The organism is Streptomyces sp. NPDC127106 (assembly GCF_042677605.1).
Lineage (GTDB): Bacteria > Actinomycetota > Actinomycetes > Streptomycetales > Streptomycetaceae > Streptomyces.
Genome location: NZ_JBHXTC010000004.1, coordinates 187,709 through 206,999, shown reverse-complemented (window position 1 = coordinate 206,999; position 19,291 = coordinate 187,709). Strand labels below are relative to the sequence as shown.

Genomic DNA, 19,291 nt, shown 5'->3' with positions numbered 1-19,291 from the left:
GGCGGCCCGACCACGCCGGCGATTGGGGCTCCCATGACCCCTTGCTCCCCCCGCTCCGCCGCGTGCGGCCGCACGGCTCCGGGCGGAACGGTCCGCGCCGTCGCCTCCGTCGCCGTACTCGCCGCCTTCGCCACCGGGTGCAGGAACGACACGCCGCCGCCCTGGGGCTACCCGGACCTCAAGGCAACCCTGGGCTCCCTGTCCCGCGCCCTCGAAGAGGGCTGTGCCGAGACGGCCCCCGAGAGCTGCGTCGACGACCTCGACCGGCTCGGCGCGCTGGCCGACCGCGCCTTCGGCCAGGCGCTGGGGCACCGGCTCCTCGACGCCGGGTACGTCGACGCCGTGACCGAACTGGACCGGGCGAGGGAACTCCGTGTCGCCGCCGCCGCGGCCGCCCGGGACCGGCGTGATCCGCGGTACGCACCGTTCAGGCGGGCGGTGGCCGCCGAGAGGCTCGCCTACCGGCGCCTCCTGGCTGCGCTGGAGCGCATCCGCACCGCTCCGCCGCCGGGCGACGGGACCGATCCCGTCTGAAGCCCGGCCTCCAGCCCGACCCCCGGCCCTCGGCCCCCGGGGCGCATCGCGCTACGGCTGCAAGGGCGGGGTGGGAATCGTCCTGCCCTCCAGGGCCAGCAGGCAGAGCACGGTGATCGCGCCCGTCCACGCGAGCGGGGCGATCGACGCGGGCCGCCCCTCCCGGTCCACCTTCTCCGGCAGCTCGCCGAGAGCGTTCCGCTTGGACAGGACCCAGTCCAGCACCCGTTCGGCCTCGGCCGGCTTCCCCGTAGCGGCCCAGGCGAGCGCGAAGAAGGCCGTACTCGGCGTCCAGGCGTTGCCGCCCCACGGCGCGGTGGGGTCGTTCCCGGGGATGAGACCCCCGTTCGGCAGGAGCAGCGCCCGGTACGTGGAGTCGAGCGCCCGCGGCAGGTCGGCCGGGGCCGCGTTGAAGGGGGGAGCCATGAACGCCACCGCGCTGTCGCGCCCGTGCCGCCCGTCGACGGTGCGCTGGTACCCCAGGGGGGCGAACCGCGCGGCGATCCCGGCGGAGAGCCGTCGCGCGGCAGCGGCCCAGCGCGCCGCGTCGCCCGGCCGGCCCGCCTCCCGGGCGAGGTCCGCGGAGGCGTTGAGTCCGGCGAGGAGGGGCGCGGCCGTGCCGATGTTCGCCGTGGTCGTCATCAGCTCCCAGTAGTCGGGGGAGGGCGGGGGCAGCCCGTCCGTGCGCAGGGACGCCGCCGCGTGGTCGGCCGCCTTGCGGATCATCGGGTAGAGGGTCGCCAGCCGGGCGCGGCGGGTGTCCCGAGGCGCCGCCCGGTACCACTGCCAGGTGGCCCAGGGGACCCAGCCGTTGGCGTCCAGCTGCCACCGCCTGCCGTCCGGCGGGCCGGATCCGTCGAGCTTCGTCCGTGCCTCCCAGGTGCCGTCCTCGCGCTGGGTCGCGGCGCTGTACCGGAGGATCCGGAAGGCCTCGGCGTCGTGGCCGGTGTGCGCGAACGCGGCGGACGCGAAGCTGGAGTCACGCGGCCAGGAGTACTTCCAGCCGACGGTCCAGCCCGCCGCCACGGCACCGTTCGGCCGGAGCAGGGCCCGCATCGACAGCAGGGCCCGCTCGGCCGCCGCGCGCTGCGCGGGCGTCCTGCCGGGGATCCGGCCGGCGGCCAGCCAGGCGCGGCTCTGCGCGATCTGGCGCCGGGCTGCCGGGTGGTCGCGGGGGACCACCGCCGATGCCGTTCTCGCGGACGGGAGGTACGCCCACCAGCCCGACGGCAGCTGCAGCACGTTGCTCTGCCCGACGTACCGCGCGCCCTTGGCGGTGCCCGGCGGGACGCCCACGACGGCGGTCGTGTTGGCGAGGAGTCCGACGGCGGGAGCGGCGAGCACCGACAGGGGCGCGTAGCTGCCCACGGTGACACCGTGGGCAGCCACGCCCTGGTGCCCGGCGGGCCCCACGAGGAATCCGGGCCGCTCCGGTGTCCGGTCGGGCGGCCGCCCGACGTGCCGGCCCGCGGCGCACACGGGAAGGGCGACGCCCGCCAGACACACCGCGAACACCGCCCACCGGAACACCGCCCACCGGAAGACCGTCGATCGGAAGACCGTCGATCGGACGAGCCGGGCACCGGGCATCGCCACTCCTCCCGTGGGGCCGTCGGGCCTCCGTACGCGTGCACCCTGCCCCCCATCGCCCATCGTGGAAGAGCCGTACGCAGCCCGCTACGCCATACCCGCCGCCCGGGTGAGCAGCGGCTCCGCCGGGCCGCGCGACCCCGTAACCCTTCCGTGACCCGTCCTCCCGTGACCCGTCCTCCCGTAACCCGTCCCGACCCGCCCGGGATGCCGGTGCCCGCCCACCGTGCACACGATGGGGGCCGACGACCGGGGCGGCGGGTCGGGCCTCGCTGCACAAGGGGTGGCGAATGGACACTGCTTCGATGGCGGGCGAGGGCGTACGCGGGAACCCCTCCGCAACGGGCCGGACGGCCGCCGTCCACCGCGCGCGGCTGCGCAGGCTCCTCCTGCCGGGGGTCTGCGCCACCGTCGTCGCCGCGGCCGGGGCCCTGATCGCCGTCGGGTGTTTCCTCGGGCTCTACGTACGGCCCACGTCCGATGACTGGTGCGCCGCCTGGAAGGCCCGTGATCTGGGAGTCCTCGGCATCACCGCCGACTTCTACACGACCCAGAACGGCAGGATCACCAACGCCTTCCTCAGCGGCCTCGTCTACACCGGCGGGCTGACCGGAATCAAGATCCTCCCGACCGTCATCACCGTCGCCTTCACGGTGGGCCTGGTCCTGCTCGGGCGCGAGTTCGTCCGCAGCCTCGGCGGCAGACCCCGGGTGCTGCCCCTGACCGCCTGCGCCCTGGTCATCCAGGCACTGCTGTACTACGCCGGCACCCGCAGCTACCAGGTCCTGCTGTGGGCCCCCGCCACGATCTCCCACACCCTCCCGAGCGTCATCGGGGTGTGGGCGCTCCTGCTGGCCGTCCACACCGTCCGCCACCACAGCGCCGCCGTCCGGGCGGCGGGCTTCGTCGCGGCGTTCCTCATCGCCTTCGCGGTGGGCACCCTGAGCGAGCCGTTCGCCCTCGTCAGCGGCCTGCTCGCCGCCGCCGTCGGCCTGCTGGCACTGCTGCGCCCCGGGCCGGCGCGCATCCGGCGCCGCCCCTTCCTGTGGTGCCTGCTGTGGTGCGCCGGCCTCGTCTGCGGTCTCGCCGTGCTCTACGCATCCCCCGGGGCCCGGTGGCGCCGCGCCCAGCAGCCGGAGCGGGAGTCGATGCTCTCCGCGGCCGAGCTCAGGGCCACCTTCGGCGACTGGCTGCACATGTGGGACGAGGTCACCGGTCAGTGGGCCTACCTCGGAGCCGCCGCCGTCGGCGTGCTCCTGGGCCTGGGGAGCAGATTCGGGTACCAGGCCCAGGCCCAGGCCCGGCGGCGGGGCCGGAGCACCGCGGCCGGGGTGCGGAAGCTGCCGGTCACGGTGCTGCTGCTGCCCGTGCCCGTGGTGCTGCTGGGGTCGTTCGCCGTGGTGGCAGGCCTGCGCAGCGGTTACGGCCCGACCGGGTGGACGTACGCCCGCACCTGGACGAGCTACCTCGTCCCGATGGAACTGGCCCTGTGCGGCTACGGCGCCCTGCTCGGAGCCCGGGCCGCCGCCCGCCGGCCGACAGCCCGCGGCGGCACCCGCACCGCCGTCGGAGCCGGCACGGTGGCGGCGGGCTGCCTGGCGCTGGCGTCGGCGGTCGCGCTCGTCCCGAGCGCCCAGCAGCTCACGACCGCCACGGTCACCCGCGCCGCGGCCTGGGACGCCCAGAACGCCCGCATCCGCGCCGAGGCCGCGCGCGGCGCCACGGACGCGGGCTACACGCCCCTGCCGATCGGGAACCTCGCCGAACCCTTCTTCACGGGGAACTACGCGCGGGACTGGGTCGCCGCCTGCGCGTCGCAGTGGTACGGCCTCGAACGCATCCACCGCCCCTGAACACGTCCGGCGGCAGCCGCCCGCCGCCCCCCGGCAGCAGGCGGCCCCCGACCGATGGTTTCCGCCTCCGGGGCGAGTCCCCCTGGCATCGAGGAACTGCTCGCCTCCGCCCGGGGCCAGCCCGGGTGGTCACGGCCGAACGGTCACCAGTGCGGCTCCTGCCAGGTGAACTTCCCGCCGCCCACCCACCGGACCGTGTCCAGGTCATCGAGATCGTGGATGCTGACGCCTGCCTCCGAGGCAATCAAGATCACGTCCGTCATGGACGTTGCCGTACCGACCACCTCCCCGTCGACCTCCACGATCCGGAACGGCGGATCGCCGGGCTGTACCGACAGGACGGTGACCCGCGGCGAGGAGATGTACGGGCTCGAGCTCTCAGTCATACAGGAATCGTTCCACGCGGTCCCCGCGTCTGCCCGAAGCAGCGCGCCGCGCCGCGAGCACCGTCCTCCCCGGGCCGCTGCCCGCCGGACACCGTGCCCACCGGGCAGGGCAGGGCCGGCGACGGGCCGGAGGGTTGTCGGTCACTGCGGCATCCGGGCGATGCGGCGCATCAGGCCGGGCAGACGCGCATCCGCTTGCCGGCCAGGACGTCCAGGACCTCGGCGAACAGGTCGTAGGGCTCTCCGTCGGGCGTCAGGGCCCGGGACAGGTGTGCGCGTGCCGTCGCGGCGTCCTTCCAGACGAGGGTTGCGGGTGCGGTGTGGCCGAAGGCGCCGCCCAGGCAGTCGTCGACGGCCGCCAGGCATCCGCCGAAGTAGCCGCCGGGGCCGTTCACCGCCTCGCCGAGCGCCAGGTAGAGGCCCGGGACGTCGGTGACGTGGCGGCCGTCGAGTACGTAGGTGTGTCCGGCCGGACGGTCGTTGCCGGCATCCGGGCGGGCCCGTTCCCGTACGAGATCGAGCCACGCCCCGCGCTGCCGGGTGTCGAGGTCGGCCCAGGCGCCCGGGGTGTCCGGCGGTCCTGCGAGCCAACGCTCCACGACGGGGCGGACGTACGCGGGCACGGGACGGGCGAGTTCCGTGTCGAGCTCCAGGTCGATCAGGTCCGCCCCGTGGGAGGACGGGCCCCAGCGGCGGACCCTGCCCCAGAGCAGCCGGTCGGTGAGCCGGCCGCCGCCCTGGCCGTCCCGTATCTGCAGCGCGGGCTGATCCAGTTCGAAGGCCTCCCGGGTGCCCGCGTCAAGTGTCCGCTGCAGCCGGGCACTCGGGGCGAGCCCCCGCAGGACGATCGGCGACGCCACCCACCGGTCCGGCGGCACAGGGTCGAACCCCCGGCAGGAGCCCAGCCACCGGTGCTCGTCGTGGACGCGCACGGCACCCCGGTATTCCCCGGGCGGGCCTTCGTGGCCGTCCACACCGCTGAGCACGAGGCAGTCCGTCCCGGAGCGCGGCCCCAGGGCTTCCGCCTCGCTCAGCAGCCAGGGGTCGAGCCCCTCGTCCTCCGGGACCAGCCAGACCCGGCTGCCCACCCAGCCGTCCGCCGCGGCCGGTTCCTCCGGCACCCAGCCGAGCAGCTCGTACGTTTCGTGGTCGGCTTCCCCGAACAGCCCGTCCACCTCGTCGCACGTGCCCCAGATGCCACCGTGCTCCGTCCCTGTCGCCCTCCCCGTTCGCGTCCCGGTCCCCATCCCCGTCCGCGTCCCCGTTCCCGCCCCGGTCTCCGTCAACGTGTACCGCGCGGGCCCGCGCCGGTCTTCCATCCCGTTCACACCACGATCATGCCCGGACAACGCGCGGACGCCGGAGCCGGTTTCCCGGCGGCTGGCCCCGCGCCGGGCAAATGCGTTGCCGTGCCCACGGCGGGGTCGGCAAGCTCTCCACCATGATCGACACACCCGTGTCCCCCGAATCCCCCGCCGCGACCATCGCGTTGCCCGTCAGCGTGCGCGACCTGCTGCCCCGGGACCTGCCCGCATGCACCTGGTCCGGCTCGGCCACCCACCTCCGCCACGTGGAACACGAGTTGGCGCGCGCCGCGGCCGGCGAGGCGGACTACCTGGCGGTGTGCACCCCGGCGGACCTCCCGGTCGCGATCGGCGGCATCGACTACCAGGTCTGCGAAGGAGCCGGATACCTGTGGCAGCTCGCCGTCCTCCCGGCGCTCCAGTCCCGCGGCCTGGGAACACTGCTGATCCGAGCCGCCGAACAGAAGATCCGGAGCCGCGGCCTCCACCGGGCCGAACTCGCCGTGGAGGAGGACAACCCGCGCGCCCGCGCCCTGTACGAGCGCCTGGGCTACGCCGCGTACGGCCGCAAGCCCGACGCCTGGGACGAGGAAGCCCCCGACGGCTCGGTCCACCGCCACCACACGATGTGCACCCTCATGCGCAAGGACTTCTGAACCCCTGCGACGGACGCGGCCCGTTCCGTACCTCGCGGCGGTGGGGGTGACACAGGTCACGTCCCCCCGTGTCACAGGGGACCGGGCTGTCTCGTCTCGAGGGTGTAGGCACCGCCCCACGAGCACGGAGGAACACACCATGGACGCGCGACTGAACCTCCTCGCCGCCCCGACCGTCGGCAAGGCCCTCAAGCACCTCATGGCGGCGGGCAAGGTGGTCAAGGAATCGCCGCTGCCGCCCGTGACGCAGGAACTGGTGTCGCTGCGCGTGAGCCAGATCAACGGCTGCGCCGCCTGCATCGACATGCACACCAAGGAAGCCGCCGCGGCCGGCGAGACCGCGCTCCGCCTGCACCTGGTCGCGGCCTGGCGCGAGGCCACGGTGTTCACCGACGCCGAACGCGCCGCGCTGGAGCTGGCGGAGGAGGGGACCCGGGTCGCGGACGCGGCCGGCGGGGTCGGCGACGAGGTGTGGGCGCGTGCCGCCCGGCACTACGACGAGGAGCAGCTCACCGCCCTCGTCCTCCTCATCTCGTTCATGAACATGGCGAACCGGATGAACGTCATCACCCGGCAGCCGGCCGGCGACTACGTGCCCGGGCAGCTCCACTGACCCGACACCGGCAACACCGGCCCGGGACCCGGCGAACCGCCGGTCCAGGATGATGACCAAGAGGGGGCGTTCGAGATGACCGAGGTCGAGGAGTTCGAGGGGCTGCGGCCACTGCTGTTCTCCATCGCGTACCGGATCCTCGGCAGCGTCGGCGAGGCCGAGGACGCGGTGCAGGAGACCTGGCTGCGCTTCGCCGGCTCGGCGACCCGGCCCGTGTCGAGCAAGGCCTTCTTGTCGGCCACGGTGACCCGCATCTCGATCGACGTCCTGCGTTCCGCGCGGGTACGGCGTGAGGAGTACGTCGGCCCGTGGTTCCCCGAGCCGCTGCTGAGCGACCCGTACCAGGACCCGGCCCGGTCGGCGGAGCTGGCCGACTCGGTGTCGATGGCCGCACTGCTGCTGCTGGAGCGGCTCAGCCCGCTGGAGCGGGCGGTGTTCCTGCTGCGGGACGTGTTCGCCTTCGGGTTCGACGAGGTCGCCGCGGCGGTGGGCCGGTCGGAGGCCGCGTGCCGCCAGCTACTGGTACGGGCGCGACGGCACATGCAGGACGGACAGCCGCGGTTCGCGGCGGACCGACGCGAGCGGCGGGAACTGGCGACCCGCTTCTTCGACGCGCTGCAGAACGGCGACGTGGGCGGGCTGCAGGACCTCCTGGCCGCCGACGTACAACTGGTCGGCGACGGCGGCGGCAAGGCCCCGCAGCTGGCGAGGACCGTCACGGGCGCACAGAACGTGGCCCGGCTGCTCGGCGCGGTCTTCCCCTGGCTGATCCGGATCGACGTGACGCTCGAACGGCAGGAGATCAACGGCCAGTCCGGTGCCATCCTCCGCGACCGCGACGGCAAGGTCCTGCAGACCATGGTCCTCGACGTGCTCGACGGGCAGGTCCAGGCCGTCCGCCTGGTCCTCAATCCCGACAAGCTCGCCCACCTCGGGCCGGTCGCCGACGCCTGGGCCCTCAGCCGCGAACTGAAACGGGCCCGCCGGCCCGCCAACTGAAACGGGCCCGCCGGCCCGCCAACTGAAACGGGCCCGCCGGCCCGCCAACTGAAACGGGCCCGCCGGCCCGCGAACTGACGTGACCGGCAGGCCGTCTCAGGCGCCGGCCGCGTGGCGGCCCAGGACCGGCTCGGCCAGGAGCCTGGCCATGGTGCACAGGGTCTGGCCGTGGCGGGCGAAGAGCTCGTCACGGGAGGCGAAGTGGCCGAGGTCGGTGAGGACGTAGGCGGAGAGGTCGCAGGCGGCGGTGCCTGCGGTGGGGCCGATGGTGGCGTCGGCTGCCGGGCACAGGGCCGTCGTCGTGCCGTCCCAGTCGATCGCGGTCCGCGACAGCGCCTCGAACAGCGTCTCCGGGCCGGCGTTGCTGAAGCCGCCCCCGCCTGCACCGCTCAGTTGCTCCAGTCCGCCGAAGAGTTCCGACACGGTCAGCCAGTGCCCGGCCGGGTCGTCCAGGCGGAACTCCGGCCAGGCCAGCAGCACGTGATCCGGGACGAGGTGCCGCATCCGCGGGAAGCGCGGGTACCAGAACGAGCCGTCCACCACCAGCCCGCGCACCCGGGTCGCCGTCCCCGAGGCCCGCGCCACGGCCTCCAGCACCGCAAGCCGCTGGCTGCACGAGCCGCGGCCCCGCCGCAGCACCTCCGACACCGGCCGTTCGTCCTGGACCGAGTAGACCGGGCGGATGCTGCGCGAGATCCGCCGGTGGGCCCGGCGCAGCCCCGCGATCTGCCCGGAGGCGCCGTCGGCAGCGCCTTCGCCGCCGTCGGCGAGATCGCCGAGCAGGACCCCCATCCGAGGGTGCTCCCAGTTCAGGATCGGCGTCGGCGCGGTGCTCCCCGCGACCGGGACCGCCGTGCCGGCGCCGGGACCCGTACGCGTCCGGCCGCGTGGCCGCAGAAGTGAGCTCGTCATGGCGACGTATCGTGGCAGAGTTTTTGAACGCGCTCAACTCAGGGCGTCCCGGAAGAGCCCCGCCTAGCTGTCGAAGTGGTGGCAGGCGGCCCCCCTTGGTGTTCGAGGCGACCTTCGAGGCGGACTGGACCCGCGGGCCGCGGAGCAGCCGCTCGACGGGCTGCTGGCGGGGCTGCGCGCCCCTGCCTGACCTCGCGCGCAGCCGCTCACGCCCGGGTCACACCTCGCCGAGGAACCCGGAGTCGGACGGTCCCATCTGTCGGGCGAAATCCGCGGTGACTCCGATGAGCTCGCGCATCGGCACGGGGCACCGGCTCGTCGCGGCGAGGTCGGCCCGGGCCTCCTCGGACCACAGGAACGGGTACACGGAGATGCCCTGCGAGAGCGCCAGGGCAGTGGTTTCCGCACGCCAGCCGGGCCAGCGCAGGCCGTCGTAGAACGTCTGCGACTCGCCCGAGAGCAGCCAGGAGACCCATACGGAGTGGCCCACCTCCAACGCCTCCCACGCCAGGGTGTCGGGGGCGAAGTACGTCATCTGCCCCGGCGCCCCGGGCCGGCCCGCAGCCGCAGGATCACCACCGTTCAGGGCGAAGACGCCACCGACGACGTCGTGGCCGACGACGAGACCCGCCGCGGGATGCCAGTCCGGATCGAACGCCGCCGGGAAGCCGTTGACCTGCGCCAGGCTCGGGAGCCCGCCGCCCGCGGCCGAACCCCCGCCGTACACGCGCACCCACCCGTCGTCCACGAGCAGCCCGCCGGTGTTCAGCGTCAGGGCACCCAGCACGGAGCGCGCGGTGACCTGCATCTGCAGCAGGGACCGGCGTCCCTCGTCGACGTCGGCGGGCAGCACCTGCACCGGCACGGAGCTCGCCCCGAGCATCACCTGAAGCTCCGGCCACGCCGGATCTTCCACGTGGACCAACTCGTCTGTCTCTCGCATGGGAGGATCGTCGCACCCTCCCTCAGCAGCGGTGTCAGTAGCAGCGGACGGAGGAGGCCATGTCGTTCTCCGACGGCAACACGTTGACGCGGTACCCGTCCTGCATGTCGTGGCCTTCACCGCCGCTGTAGGCATCGGTCCACCAGTAGCAGACCGTGCCGCTGTCGTTGGACCAGGAGGACATGAGGTCGTTGAAGCCGTAGGCGCCCAGCCACGGCAGGTGGTCGCCCGCCCGGAGCGCGATGCCGCCGCCGGTGAAGCCGTAGTCCCGGTACAGGCACAGGCTGTCGGCCGGGCAGTTCGATCCCTCGAACGTGGACACCGCGTGCACGCGGGCCGCCGCAGCCGCGGGGGACGAAGCCGGTTCGGCCGACGCGGGCACGACGGCCAGACAGGCTGCGGTGACGGTGGCGAAGAACAACGGGACGAGTCGACGCATCGGTTCCTCCAGAACGGATATGGACGCGCACGCCGGGCGGGCCGCGAGGCCCGTTGGCGGCTGCTCCCTGCGGAGCGAGATCAACGTAGGAAGGAACGACGTTCGCGCCCCAGGCCGAAGGTGTGCCGGTCACCCGAACGGACGCGGCGCACCCGAAGCACGCGCGAGCGCATGCCGGGGCACGCACGCTTGCAGCGTGTCCCTATCCTCTTCTCCTGGAGTGGTAGCGGGCGGTGCCGGATCCGAACGATGAGGTGATGCATGCCGAAGCGACGCGCAGTGGTGGTCGGTGCCGGAATCGGCGGCCTCACGGCCGCCCATGCACTGCATCGCCGCGGCTGGCACGTCACCGTGTGCGAACGTGCTCCCGAACTCCCCGCCACCGGTGCCGGCATCGGGCTGGCCCCGAACGCCCTGCGCGCGCTCGACGCGATCGGCGTGGACGCCGCACGCGCCGCCCGCGCTGCCGGCAGCGCCATACCCGCGACGATGGGCGTGCGCCGCTCCGACGGCCGGTGGCTCACCCGGGTCGCCACCGCGGACATGGCCGCCCGCTACGGCACGGCGCCGATCGCCGTCCCGCGCCCGGCGTTCACGGCCGCTCTGGCGGCCGCGCTGCCGCCGGGGGCCGTTCGCTTCGGCACTGCCGTGACCGCTGTCGATGACGCCGCGGGCCGCCCGACCGTCCGCACGGCGGCCGGACCGGACCTCCCCGCCGACCTGGTCGTCGCTGCCGACGGCATCCGCAGCCCGCTGCGCCGCGCGTACTTCCCCGCCCACCCGGGACTCCACTACATCGGCGAGACGGCCTGGCGGACCCTCGTGGACGCCCCGGATCTCGGGATATCGGACATGAGCGAGACCTGGGGGAGGGGCGAGCGGTTCGGCGTGACCCCGCTCGCCGACGGCCGCTTCTACCTGTACGCCACCGCCGTCGTCCCGGCCGGAACCCGGTCGGCCGATCCCCGCGCCGAACTCCTGGAACGCTTCGGCACGTGGCACGACCCGATTCCGGCACTGCTGGACCGCGTCCGCCGCCTCGATCCTGCCGGCGTCCTCCAGAACGACCTCCACGACCTGGCCGCCCCGCTCCCGACCCTGCACCACGGCCGCATCGTCTGGCTCGGCGATGCTGCCCACGCCATGGCTCCCAACCTCGGCCAGGGCGGTTGTCAGGCCATCGAGGACGCGGCGGTCCTCGCCCACCTGCTTCCAGCCGGCGAGATCGCGGACAGCACGAACAGCGCGGAGGGCGCGGAGGGCGCGGAGGGCGCGGACGGTGCGGACCTCATCCCGGCCGCGCTCGCCGCGTACACCGCCGCCCGGCGCGACCGGACCGATGCCGTACGCGTCCGGGCCCGCCGGGTCGGCCGCCTGGGCGCCCTCCGCAACCCCGTCGCGGTGGCGGCCCGCGACCTCGCCGTCCTGGCCACCCCCGCCCCGCTGGCCCTGCGCGGTATGGACGACCTCTTCAACGGCTTCCGCCTCCCGGCGTGATGCCCGATGGCTCGGGGTGACCGTGCCGCCGGCTCCTCTTCCGGTCACTGGTGTTGAGGCCGGGCCTCACGCGGCGGCGGTGAACCGTTCGACCAGGGCGCGGCGTTCCCGGTGGTGGTCGCGCGGGAGTCGTCCTCCGCGCATGAGGGTGGCCAAGCCGTGCAGCGCGGCCCAGTAGGTCGTCCTCGCCCGCATGCGGTCGGATCGCCTCGGCCAGTTCGCCGAACGCCGAGTGCTTCCTCCTCGCACCGCAGGCCGCGGCCACCGGCTACGGGGTCCCCGCCCGACCGAACGGCGACCCCGCCTACCCGACCGTCAAGGGCCTGCGCGATCTCCTCGGTGCCCGCGGCGACGACGCGGGCGCCGATCCGTCAGGCGGGCTGGACGGTGATGGTGCAGAGGCGCTTGGTGGCCCGGGTCAGGGCTACGTACAAGTCCCTTTCCCCGCCGGGGCGGGCGGTGATGATTTCCTCGGGGTTCATGACGAGGACCCCGTCGAATTCCAGGCCGCGCGCTTCGGACGCCGGCACGATGCGTGCGTGGTGAGCGATGCCCTGGGCCGTCAGCTCGCTCACCCTGCTGTCCGCGCAGATCACTCCCAGAAGCTCGCCCGGGTGCCCGGTGCTCTGGGCGCGGAGTTCCTGAACGACGGCGGTGACCAACCCGTCCGGAGGTGTGGTCACGGTGCGGGGGCTCTCACCGCTTCGCAGTGACCGTGTGGGCTTCTGGTCCGGAGCGATCCGCGTGAGCAGGTCCCGGACGCTCTCCAGGATCTCCTGCGTGGTGCGGTAGCTGACGGTCAGGTTGTGCAGCTTGAACCGCGGTCCGACGTGGGGGCCCAGTGCTTCCGTCCAGTCGCGTGCTGTCGCGACCGGGCCTGCCTGGGCGAAGTCACCCACCAGCGTCATCGCCCTTGCCGGGCAGCGGCGGACGATCAACCGCCACTGCATGGCGGTCAGTTCCTGCGCCTCGTCGACGACGACGTGCCCGTACGTCCGCTCGGGTGGGCCGTCGACCAGGCTCGCCGCCTCGTCCAGCAACGGCACATCGGCATCGGTCCACGGGTCGTCCGGACCGCGCAGCAGAAGGGACCGCTCCTGCGCGGTCAGGCGGGGCAGGCGCTCGGCGAGGGCGCCGGCGTTCGTCAGGAGCGCCTTCACGAGGTCACCGGGTACCAGCCGCGGCCACAACACCTCGACCGCCCGGTCGACGCCGGCGTCGTCGAGGAGATCGGCTCGGATGGCGTCCAGGTCCAGCTCGTGGACCGGACCCGAGTCTGCGGCACCTTCGGCACGGCGCTGGGCGGCTCCCGTGAACCGGTCGAGGTCCATGCCCGTCATCTTTTCGGCATCGGCGTCGATCTGCTCCAGGAGGTCGCCCATGTCTCGTTGCATCGCATCGGTGACGGCGTCGACCAAGAGCTCCCTGAACACCTGGCGCGCGGGGTTGTGCCCCGGGGCGGCTGCCACGGCGGCGTCGCGTGCCGTGGCGACTTCCTCGCCGGACAGGTGAACCAGTTCCTGTCCGACCCGCACGGTGAAGTCACCGGTGGGGGCTTGGTGGACGCGCAGCAGGCCGGCCAAGGCGTCGGCGAGGTCGGAGCTGCCCTTGAGACGCGCCGTATCGAACGGGTCCACCGAGTCCGTGGACACTCCGGCCAGTTCCCGGCAGGTCGCCAGAACGACGTCGTTCTCTCCGAGCGAGGGAAGGACCTGGGAGATGTAGTCGAGGAACCGGGCGTTCGGGCCCACCACCAGGACACCCTCCTCCGCGGCGCGCGGGAACGCGTACAGGACATAGGCCGCCCGGTGCAGGGCGACCACCGTCTTGCCGGTGCCGGGCCCGCCCTGCACCACGGTCACCCCGCGGTGGGCGGAGCGGACGATCTCGTCCTGCTCGGCCTGCAGCGTCGCGACGGCCGCGTGCATCCTGCCCGTACGCCGCGCCGATAGAGCCTCGGTCAACGGGCCGTCCCCCACGACGTCCTCGTCGGTCGGGGCGGTCCCGTCCAGCAGCTCGTCGCTCACCGAGATGACCGTGCGCTCCTCGAGGCGCAGGTGCCGGCGCCGCCGCAGGTCCATCGGGTGGACCGGTGTCGCCTCGTAGAAGGGCCGCGCCGCGTTCGCGCGCCAGTCCACGAGCAGAGGCAGGTCGTCCTCCTCCGTATGCAGTCCGATCCGCCCTATGCGCAGGGCCGTGCCGTCCGTCCAGTCGATGCGCCCGAAGACCAGCCCCTTCTCGGCGCCCTCCAGCCGGCCGATTTCCTTGGCCAGGCGCTCGGCGGCGATTCCTCTCTCGTATGCCTCACCGGCGCTGTCCGCCGGGGCATTCAGCACACTCGCTCGGTGTACTCGCGCCTCAGAAAGCCGCTCGGCGAGCAACTCGTATAAGGAGGACACGTAATCCTGCTCAGACTCAACCGCACGCGCAGCGGGATCATTCATTTTCGACAACAGGGGGCTCCTTCGATTCGAGCCACACCATACGGTCAAAGTTCCTTAAAGGTAAGTCTTGACTTACTTGGTGAAGCTATGTCCCTACGCCTGAATCCATGGCGGCTGACCGTACGACGTATCGCGCATTCCGCCGTTCCGTATATCGCTCATTGCACTCCCGATGCCCGCCTGCCTTATGGGCGAGCTGCTTTGCCGCGCTCCGGAAAAGGGGGAAGATCCGGCGAGGGGACCGGCGCGCCACGGAGCACACTGCCGGAGGGCATCTGGTCGCCTCGCCTGGCGCCCTGAGCGAGGAGACGAGCACACAATGCGTCAAGCCCGCGCTCGGTCCACCACTACACGACCGGCGTCGACGGTCCCATCTCGGGACCTCAGCACCACGCCGCCGTAGGTCGCGGCCGCCCCGGAGAACGGATCGGTGAACTCTCACCCCGTTCGCCGCCACGACGCCCGGCGGCAGGCCCGTCCGTGGCCGAGCCATCCGACCCGGCTTCGCCCGACCTGGATCCGCCGACCTTCGGCTTCCGCATCTTTGATGTCGTCAAAGGAACGAATGACGACAGGCGCGGCGGGCGTCCAACGAACCGGGCTTTCCGGCGCCCGGCGGTGCCGATCCAAGCAGATCCGATGACGACTGATGACAGCGTTCGCTGACAGTTAGCATCGAATGCGACCATCACCACGGGGAGCGTCATAACCAACCTATCTACAAGCGGGTGTCGACCGACCAGCAGCCGACCGACCGCCAGAACCTGGTGCTGGACGAGGCCAGGATCGAGGCCGAGGAGCAGGCCGGGACCACCAGCAGCCTTCATCCGCTGGAGCAGCCGAAGTTCGGCGAGTTGCTTGCGCACGCGCGGCCGGGCGACGCTGTGCACATCTCCGAGATGTTCCGCCGGGTGCGGGCACCGGACACATCCTCGACGTGCTCGACGCCTTGCACCGCGACCGCCTCGCCCTGTGCATTCACGATGGCGCGTTCTCCGCAATGGACCTCACCGCCCGCCACCCGCGTACCGGCGAGCTGCTGTCCACCGTGAAATTCATGGTGCAGCCGGCGAACTCCAGCGCGAACTGACCTACGACGGGCTGCGGGCCGCCGAGGCGAAAGGGTAACAAGGGCGGGCGCCGACCCGCCGTCCCAGCCACGAAGGCCGACGACGTGCGCACCGTGTACCTGGAACACATCGCCGCCCTCGCCCGCGGCCATGACGTCAGCCGCGGCGCGGCGGGCCTTGCGCTGGGCCGGGAGCGCCGCGGTACCGTCGAGGACCTGGCAGAGGTCGAGGAGTCGCCGGTCGACCGCGATACGAATGGCGTGTGCGAGAGCCGCGTCAACGCCCTCCCGGCTGCCAGCCTGCGGTGAGCTGACCGACCACCACACTCGCCAAGCCCAAGAACGGGCGGCCCTTGGGCTTACCTCGGCGCTACCCCGTCAGGGGTCATCCCCGCGGGTGCGGGGAGCAGGCTTCGTGAGCTGTGACTTTAGCTCGATCGAGGCCGCTGGTTCATCACTTTGAAAGAATCCGGCAAAACGGTCAAAAACGCCAGATGTGGTAGCGTCGGTGCCTGATGGCGTCTCAGGAACCCTTGGGGCGTCGTAGCCTGCGCCATCGCGCAAGTCGAGCCCATCGTCGTGGAGTCCGAGAAAGGCACGTGACGGGCTCGACCTTTGCCCACGGCAAGGATCCGCGAATGACTCGCACATTACGCCCCACGAACTCCCAGGACACCGCGGGCAGCAGTCACAATCGTGGCTGCTGCCCGTACTCGTTGCCGTACTCACGGTTGGTGCCGGATCGCAGGTGTCGGTGGAAGCCTGGATCCGCTTCGCTGTGCTCATTACCACGCTCGCCGTCGTTCTGGTCGTCATCCTGTGGATTTCACTCACACGACTGATCTCGGCCAAATGACGTTCGGGGCGCTTGCGATGCCCCGATCATGAACGGGCTCCCTTCCCCTCCCCGCTTGAGGGCGAAGAGAAGGGGCCCGCGCTCCGGCGGGAAGGGGACTCTCGCCGGGGGCGGTGAGAACTGCGGTCCGGGGGGACCGAGATGCACCACGACTCAACGCACTGGGGTGCTGCGCTGACGCCTGCCGCTCGTAGCGTCTGGGCCAAGCACGACAAGGACTCGGCGAAGTGGCTCCCGCTGCGGCGGCACATGGCCGACTCGGCCGCCATGGCGGAGCGGTTGTGGGACGAGTGGACCCCGCACAACCGTGACCGACCGTCTGGGGAAGCGTGGATGAGCGTCCTCGTCCTCCGCTTGGCCGGACCCCTGCAAGCATGGGGGTCCTCCGCCCGCTTTGGTCGTCGCACCACGGAGACGGCACCGACGAAGAGCGGCGTCATCGGGCTGCTCGCCGCCGCACTGGGCCGCCAGCGCGTTGCTGACCCGTCCGACCTGGCCGAGCTCTCCTTCGCCGTCCGCATCGACCAGCCGGGCACCCGCCTGCGCGACTTCCAGACCGCCCACCACGCCGACACCGGGAAGGCGATGCCCGTCTCGGAGCGCTTCTACCTCGCCGATGCCGTGTTCGTCGCGGCCGTCGCGGGTGACGACGGGTTCGTCCGGGCCCTGCACACGGCCGTACGCGCCCCCGCCTACCTCCCGTACCTGGGCTGCGCGACGAGCCGTGGCAGGCCGCCGCATGGCACCAGAAGCAGCGCCACCGTCAGGCCACGGTGTCGCTGTCCCTCCTGGCCGAGGCCGCAGGCGGACCCGAGTCGCGAGCACGCTCCGGGACCAGCCGCTCAGCTTCGACCCCGCCCACCGTCGGTACGCGCTGCGCAGCGTCGTCGCGACCTCCGTCGACGTCGACAACCCGCACTTCCGACCCGGAAGACAGCCGAAGCACACCGCGCGACGGCCGGCGACGCCCGTACCCGTGCCCGTGCCCGTTCCCCTGCCCCGACACACCCCCGAAGCCCACCTCGCCCCGCTGCCCACGCAGCCCCCGCTGGACGGCCGCTGATGCACCTGACCCGATTCCGAATCAACACCGCGCGCAGGGAGCCCGCCACCTCCTCGCCTCACCGCAGCGCATGCACGCCGCAGTCATGTCCTCCTTCGCAGGCGTCCTGCCCAGCGACGAGAACACCTCACGCATACTGTGGCGCCTCGACCGCACCGCGCGGGCGGAGACCGCGCTCTTCATCGTCAGCGAAGACCGCCCCGACCTCACCCACCTCGTGGAACAAGCCGGCTGGCCCACCACCGCCACCTGGCAGACGTACGACTACAAGTCCTTCCTCGACGGGCTCGCCAAGGGCAGCACCTGGGACTTCCGACTGACGGCGAACCCCGTCCACCACGTCCGCCGCACGCCGGACGAGGACCGCATGCGCGCCGCGCACCGCACGCCCCGCTACCAGGCGGCCTGGCTCCTCGCCCGACAGGAGCAGGCAGGCTTCCGCATCCTCGAAACCCCCGCAGAGCGCCGCCGTTTGCAGCAGGGCGACGAACACCAGCTGGTGGTTCGCGACGAGCGTCGACACCGCTTCGACAAGACCGGACCGACCACCGGCGAACGCAACCGCGTACCGCTCGGTGTGCAGTGGCGCGGACGCCACTACGTCCCCGGCGACTTCACGGCCGGCGATGCGCCCACCAGGCCGTCACGGCAGCGGCCCAGTGCATGTACGGCGTCGCACACGCCGTCGTCGCCGCGCTCGGCTGCTCTCCCGGCCTCGGATTCGTCCACTCGGGGCACGAGCTCTCGTTCGTCATGGACATCGCCGACCTCTACAAGACGGAGATCGGCATCCCCGTTGCGTTCGACGTAGCAGCCGAGAGCGACGAGGACATCGGCTCCCGTACCCGCCGCGCCCTGCGCGACGCCATCAACAGGACCCGCCTGCTCGACCGCTGCGTCGACGACATCAAACTCCTGCTCCAGCCCGACGGCCCCGGCGTCGGCCACGACACCGACGACCGGGTCGCCCTCCAGTCGGACCGGGACGTGACCGTCCCTGCCGGCCGCAACTACGCCGACGAGGTGACCTGGTGACGGTCATCGTCCTGACCCACTGCCCGATCGGCCTCCGCGGCTTCCTCACCCGCTGGCTGCTCGAAATCTCCCCAGGAGTCTTCATCGGCGGCCCCTCGGCCCGCATAAGGGCAGCGCTGTGGGGGGAGGTGAAGCAGTACGCGGGCATCGGACGGGCCCTCCTGGCGTACAACACCGACACCGAACAGGGCTTCGCCTTCGAGGCGCACGACCACAAGTGGCAACCCGTCGACTGCGAGGGCATCACCTTGATCCACCGCCCAAGCGACCGCGCCACCCGGCAACCGCGGCCGACATCAGGCTGGAGCAAGGCATCCAAACGACGCCGATTCGGCAGCGGTTAGACCGAACACCACTGCTCTCCCCGCACACCCACCCGCGGGGATGGCCCCCTGTACCGCGGCGCCGGGGCGGATGGGCTGAACTGCTCCCTGCACCTGAGGGGGTTGGCGCTGGCCCGGCCTCCCTTAAACGTCAAAGGGTGCTCTGCTGCACGCACCGCGGGGATGATTCCAATGCCTCCTGGTGGGGTGCTGGCTGGCGGCCGGTCCCGTACCCGCGGGGATGCCTCGCGAGGAGGCCCTGGGCGAGTTGCCCCGCACCTGCGGTATATCCCGCCTTGGCGGTGCATCCGTGCCGTGCACTTCGCTGTTCCCTCCGGCGCTCCGGCGCTCCGGCAGGCGGCTCGTCTCGGTGGCGATGTTTGGTCGGCACCTCAGGTGCCGCATACGAGGAGGCAGGAGACAACTCTGGGAGCGGCGGAACTGAGGACGGCCCCGCTTGGGGGCCGCATCAGCCGGGAATCGTGCCGAATTTTGCGCGTGCAGCTAGGCGGAAATTAGTTGTGGAGTACTCCACACAACGTTGGGTGCTGCGGTAGCGTGGAATCGCTGGAAGACGAAAACTTGCTTCCCGTGACCTGAGTAGTCCAATTGCGGCTACGGCAGGGGCCCGCTGCGGTCAACTTCCCCGCAACGGGCCCGCCCTGGACTGGCGGGGGGGGGGGGGGGGGGGCCCGCCCCCCCCCGCCCCCCCCCCCCATGGCCGACCCTAATCACCCCCGGGGGAGATTAAAAAAAACCACCCCACCCGCCCCCC

At 72.4% G+C, this 19,291-nt stretch carries 17 protein-coding genes and 3 pseudogenes; 12 read left to right on the top strand and 8 right to left on the bottom strand.

What is annotated here, in order from left to right:
* Positions 1 to 33 precede the first annotated feature (33 nt).
* On the top strand, positions 34 to 534 hold the full coding sequence (locus ACFVGY_RS06805; protein ID WP_385672095.1) for a hypothetical protein: 501 nt from the start codon (positions 34 to 36) through the stop codon (positions 532 to 534).
* Positions 535 to 585: 51 nt separating this feature from the next.
* On the opposite strand, the gene ACFVGY_RS06800 is transcribed toward ACFVGY_RS06805, so the two are convergent.
* Entirely contained in the window at positions 586 to 2,124 is a 1,539-nt protein-coding gene (locus tag ACFVGY_RS06800) for a hypothetical protein (RefSeq protein WP_385672092.1), read from the bottom strand.
* Between the two features lie 290 nt (positions 2,125 to 2,414).
* On the opposite strand from ACFVGY_RS06800, the gene ACFVGY_RS06795 reads away from it, so the two are divergent.
* Entirely contained in the window at positions 2,415 to 3,977 is a 1,563-nt protein-coding gene (locus ACFVGY_RS06795; RefSeq protein WP_385672089.1) for a DUF6056 family protein, read from the top strand.
* A 143-nt stretch (positions 3,978 to 4,120) separates the two neighbouring features.
* Here ACFVGY_RS06795 and ACFVGY_RS06790 read toward each other — a convergent pair whose 3' ends face one another.
* Both ACFVGY_RS06790 and ACFVGY_RS06785 read right to left on the bottom strand, forming a co-directional pair.
* A complete protein-coding gene (locus ACFVGY_RS06790; protein WP_385672086.1) occupies positions 4,121 to 4,363 on the bottom strand; it encodes a hypothetical protein in 243 nt (80 codons plus the stop codon).
* Positions 4,364 to 4,533: 170 nt separating this feature from the next.
* Positions 4,534 to 5,610 carry a hypothetical protein gene (locus tag ACFVGY_RS06785; protein WP_385672261.1) on the bottom strand — a complete coding sequence of 359 codons (1,077 nt, stop codon included), beginning with the start codon at positions 5,608 to 5,610 and terminating at the stop codon, positions 4,534 to 4,536.
* Positions 5,611 to 5,804: 194 nt separating this feature from the next.
* Here ACFVGY_RS06785 and ACFVGY_RS06780 point away from each other — a divergent pair, with 194 nt between their 5' ends.
* The 3 genes from ACFVGY_RS06780 (at position 5,805) to ACFVGY_RS06770 (ending at position 7,935) form a co-directional block, all read left to right on the top strand.
* Positions 5,805 to 6,323, top strand: a complete 519-nt coding sequence (locus ACFVGY_RS06780; protein WP_385672080.1) for a GNAT family N-acetyltransferase — start codon at positions 5,805 to 5,807, stop codon at positions 6,321 to 6,323.
* 139 nt (positions 6,324 to 6,462) lie between these two features.
* Positions 6,463 to 6,936, top strand: coding sequence for a carboxymuconolactone decarboxylase family protein (locus tag ACFVGY_RS06775; protein WP_385672077.1), 474 nt, complete (start codon positions 6,463 to 6,465; stop codon positions 6,934 to 6,936).
* Positions 6,937 to 7,011: 75 nt separating this feature from the next.
* On the top strand, positions 7,012 to 7,935 hold the full coding sequence (locus ACFVGY_RS06770; RefSeq protein WP_385672074.1) for an RNA polymerase sigma-70 factor: 924 nt from the start codon (positions 7,012 to 7,014) through the stop codon (positions 7,933 to 7,935).
* A 96-nt stretch (positions 7,936 to 8,031) separates the two neighbouring features.
* Here ACFVGY_RS06770 and ACFVGY_RS06765 read toward each other — a convergent pair whose 3' ends face one another.
* From ACFVGY_RS06765 to ACFVGY_RS06755, 3 genes are all read right to left on the bottom strand, one after another.
* Positions 8,032 to 8,847 (bottom strand): transglutaminase domain-containing protein, encoded by an 816-nt coding sequence (locus ACFVGY_RS06765; RefSeq protein ID WP_385672071.1) that lies wholly within the window; start codon positions 8,845 to 8,847, stop codon positions 8,032 to 8,034.
* 217 nt (positions 8,848 to 9,064) lie between these two features.
* Positions 9,065 to 9,790 (bottom strand): DUF2625 family protein, encoded by a 726-nt coding sequence (locus ACFVGY_RS06760; protein ID WP_385672068.1) that lies wholly within the window; start codon positions 9,788 to 9,790, stop codon positions 9,065 to 9,067.
* Positions 9,791 to 9,824: 34 nt separating this feature from the next.
* Complete coding sequence (locus ACFVGY_RS06755) at positions 9,825 to 10,229, bottom strand: peptidase inhibitor family I36 protein (protein ID WP_385672065.1); 405 nt, start codon at positions 10,227 to 10,229, stop codon at positions 9,825 to 9,827.
* A gap of 261 nt (positions 10,230 to 10,490) precedes the next feature.
* Here ACFVGY_RS06755 and ACFVGY_RS06750 point away from each other — a divergent pair, with 261 nt between their 5' ends.
* The gene (locus ACFVGY_RS06750; protein ID WP_385672062.1) at positions 10,491 to 11,726 is read left to right on the top strand and encodes an FAD-dependent oxidoreductase; all 1,236 of its coding nucleotides are present in this window, start codon (positions 10,491 to 10,493) and stop codon (positions 11,724 to 11,726) included.
* A gap of 66 nt (positions 11,727 to 11,792) precedes the next feature.
* Here the strand turns inward: ACFVGY_RS06750 and ACFVGY_RS06745 are convergent, their stop codons facing one another.
* Both ACFVGY_RS06745 and ACFVGY_RS06740 read right to left on the bottom strand, forming a co-directional pair.
* Positions 11,793 to 11,921 carry a hypothetical protein gene (locus ACFVGY_RS06745; RefSeq protein ID WP_385672059.1) on the bottom strand — a complete coding sequence of 43 codons (129 nt, stop codon included), beginning with the start codon at positions 11,919 to 11,921 and terminating at the stop codon, positions 11,793 to 11,795.
* Positions 11,922 to 12,097: 176 nt separating this feature from the next.
* A complete protein-coding gene (locus ACFVGY_RS06740; protein ID WP_385672056.1) occupies positions 12,098 to 14,125 on the bottom strand; it encodes a HelD family protein in 2,028 nt (675 codons plus the stop codon).
* A gap of 773 nt (positions 14,126 to 14,898) precedes the next feature.
* Here ACFVGY_RS06740 and ACFVGY_RS06735 point away from each other — a divergent pair.
* The 6 genes and pseudogenes from ACFVGY_RS06735 to cas2e all read left to right on the top strand — a co-directional run bounded on the left by ACFVGY_RS06735 (position 14,899) and on the right by cas2e (position 18,537).
* Positions 14,899 to 15,222 carry a hypothetical protein gene (locus ACFVGY_RS06735; RefSeq protein ID WP_385672053.1) on the top strand — a complete coding sequence of 108 codons (324 nt, stop codon included), beginning with the start codon at positions 14,899 to 14,901 and terminating at the stop codon, positions 15,220 to 15,222.
* 122 nt (positions 15,223 to 15,344) lie between these two features.
* The gene (locus ACFVGY_RS06730) at positions 15,345 to 15,548 is read left to right on the top strand and encodes a hypothetical protein (protein WP_385672050.1); all 204 of its coding nucleotides are present in this window, start codon (positions 15,345 to 15,347) and stop codon (positions 15,546 to 15,548) included.
* A 688-nt stretch (positions 15,549 to 16,236) separates the two neighbouring features.
* A pseudogene (locus ACFVGY_RS06725) lies at positions 16,237 to 16,386 on the top strand (HD domain-containing protein); the annotation flags it as partial.
* 42 nt (positions 16,387 to 16,428) lie between these two features.
* Positions 16,429 to 17,158 (top strand): annotated as a pseudogene (cas5e, locus tag ACFVGY_RS06720) (type I-E CRISPR-associated protein Cas5/CasD).
* 70 nt (positions 17,159 to 17,228) lie between these two features.
* A pseudogene (locus tag ACFVGY_RS06715) lies at positions 17,229 to 18,193 on the top strand (type I-E CRISPR-associated protein Cas6/Cse3/CasE).
* Entirely contained in the window at positions 18,190 to 18,537 is a 348-nt protein-coding gene (gene cas2e / locus ACFVGY_RS06710; RefSeq protein WP_385672047.1) for a type I-E CRISPR-associated endoribonuclease Cas2e, read from the top strand. The pseudogene ACFVGY_RS06715 and the gene cas2e overlap by 4 nt, the downstream one beginning before the upstream one ends.
* Positions 18,538 to 19,291: the final 754 nt, after the last annotated feature.

Bases quoted from the DNA above. Each gene is read 5' to 3' on its own strand.
- ACFVGY_RS06805 (WP_385672095.1), top strand. From the start codon at position 34: ATGACCCCTTGCTCCCCCCGCTCCGCCGCGTGCGGCCGCACGGCTCCG.
- ACFVGY_RS06800 (WP_385672092.1), bottom strand. From the start codon at position 2,124: ATGCCCGGTGCCCGGCTCGTCCGATCGACGGTCTTCCGATCGACGGTC.
- ACFVGY_RS06795 (WP_385672089.1), top strand. From the start codon at position 2,415: ATGGACACTGCTTCGATGGCGGGCGAGGGCGTACGCGGGAACCCCTCC.
- ACFVGY_RS06790 (WP_385672086.1), bottom strand. From the start codon at position 4,363: ATGACTGAGAGCTCGAGCCCGTACATCTCCTCGCCGCGGGTCACCGTC.
- ACFVGY_RS06785 (WP_385672261.1), bottom strand. From the start codon at position 5,610: ATGGGGACCGGGACGCGAACGGGGAGGGCGACAGGGACGGAGCACGGT.
- ACFVGY_RS06780 (WP_385672080.1), top strand. From the start codon at position 5,805: ATGATCGACACACCCGTGTCCCCCGAATCCCCCGCCGCGACCATCGCG.
- ACFVGY_RS06775 (WP_385672077.1), top strand. From the start codon at position 6,463: ATGGACGCGCGACTGAACCTCCTCGCCGCCCCGACCGTCGGCAAGGCC.
- ACFVGY_RS06770 (WP_385672074.1), top strand. From the start codon at position 7,012: ATGACCGAGGTCGAGGAGTTCGAGGGGCTGCGGCCACTGCTGTTCTCC.
- ACFVGY_RS06765 (WP_385672071.1), bottom strand. From the start codon at position 8,847: ATGACGAGCTCACTTCTGCGGCCACGCGGCCGGACGCGTACGGGTCCC.
- ACFVGY_RS06760 (WP_385672068.1), bottom strand. From the start codon at position 9,790: ATGCGAGAGACAGACGAGTTGGTCCACGTGGAAGATCCGGCGTGGCCG.
- ACFVGY_RS06755 (WP_385672065.1), bottom strand. From the start codon at position 10,229: ATGCGTCGACTCGTCCCGTTGTTCTTCGCCACCGTCACCGCAGCCTGT.
- ACFVGY_RS06750 (WP_385672062.1), top strand. From the start codon at position 10,491: ATGCCGAAGCGACGCGCAGTGGTGGTCGGTGCCGGAATCGGCGGCCTC.
- ACFVGY_RS06745 (WP_385672059.1), bottom strand. From the start codon at position 11,921: ATGCGGGCGAGGACGACCTACTGGGCCGCGCTGCACGGCTTGGCCACC.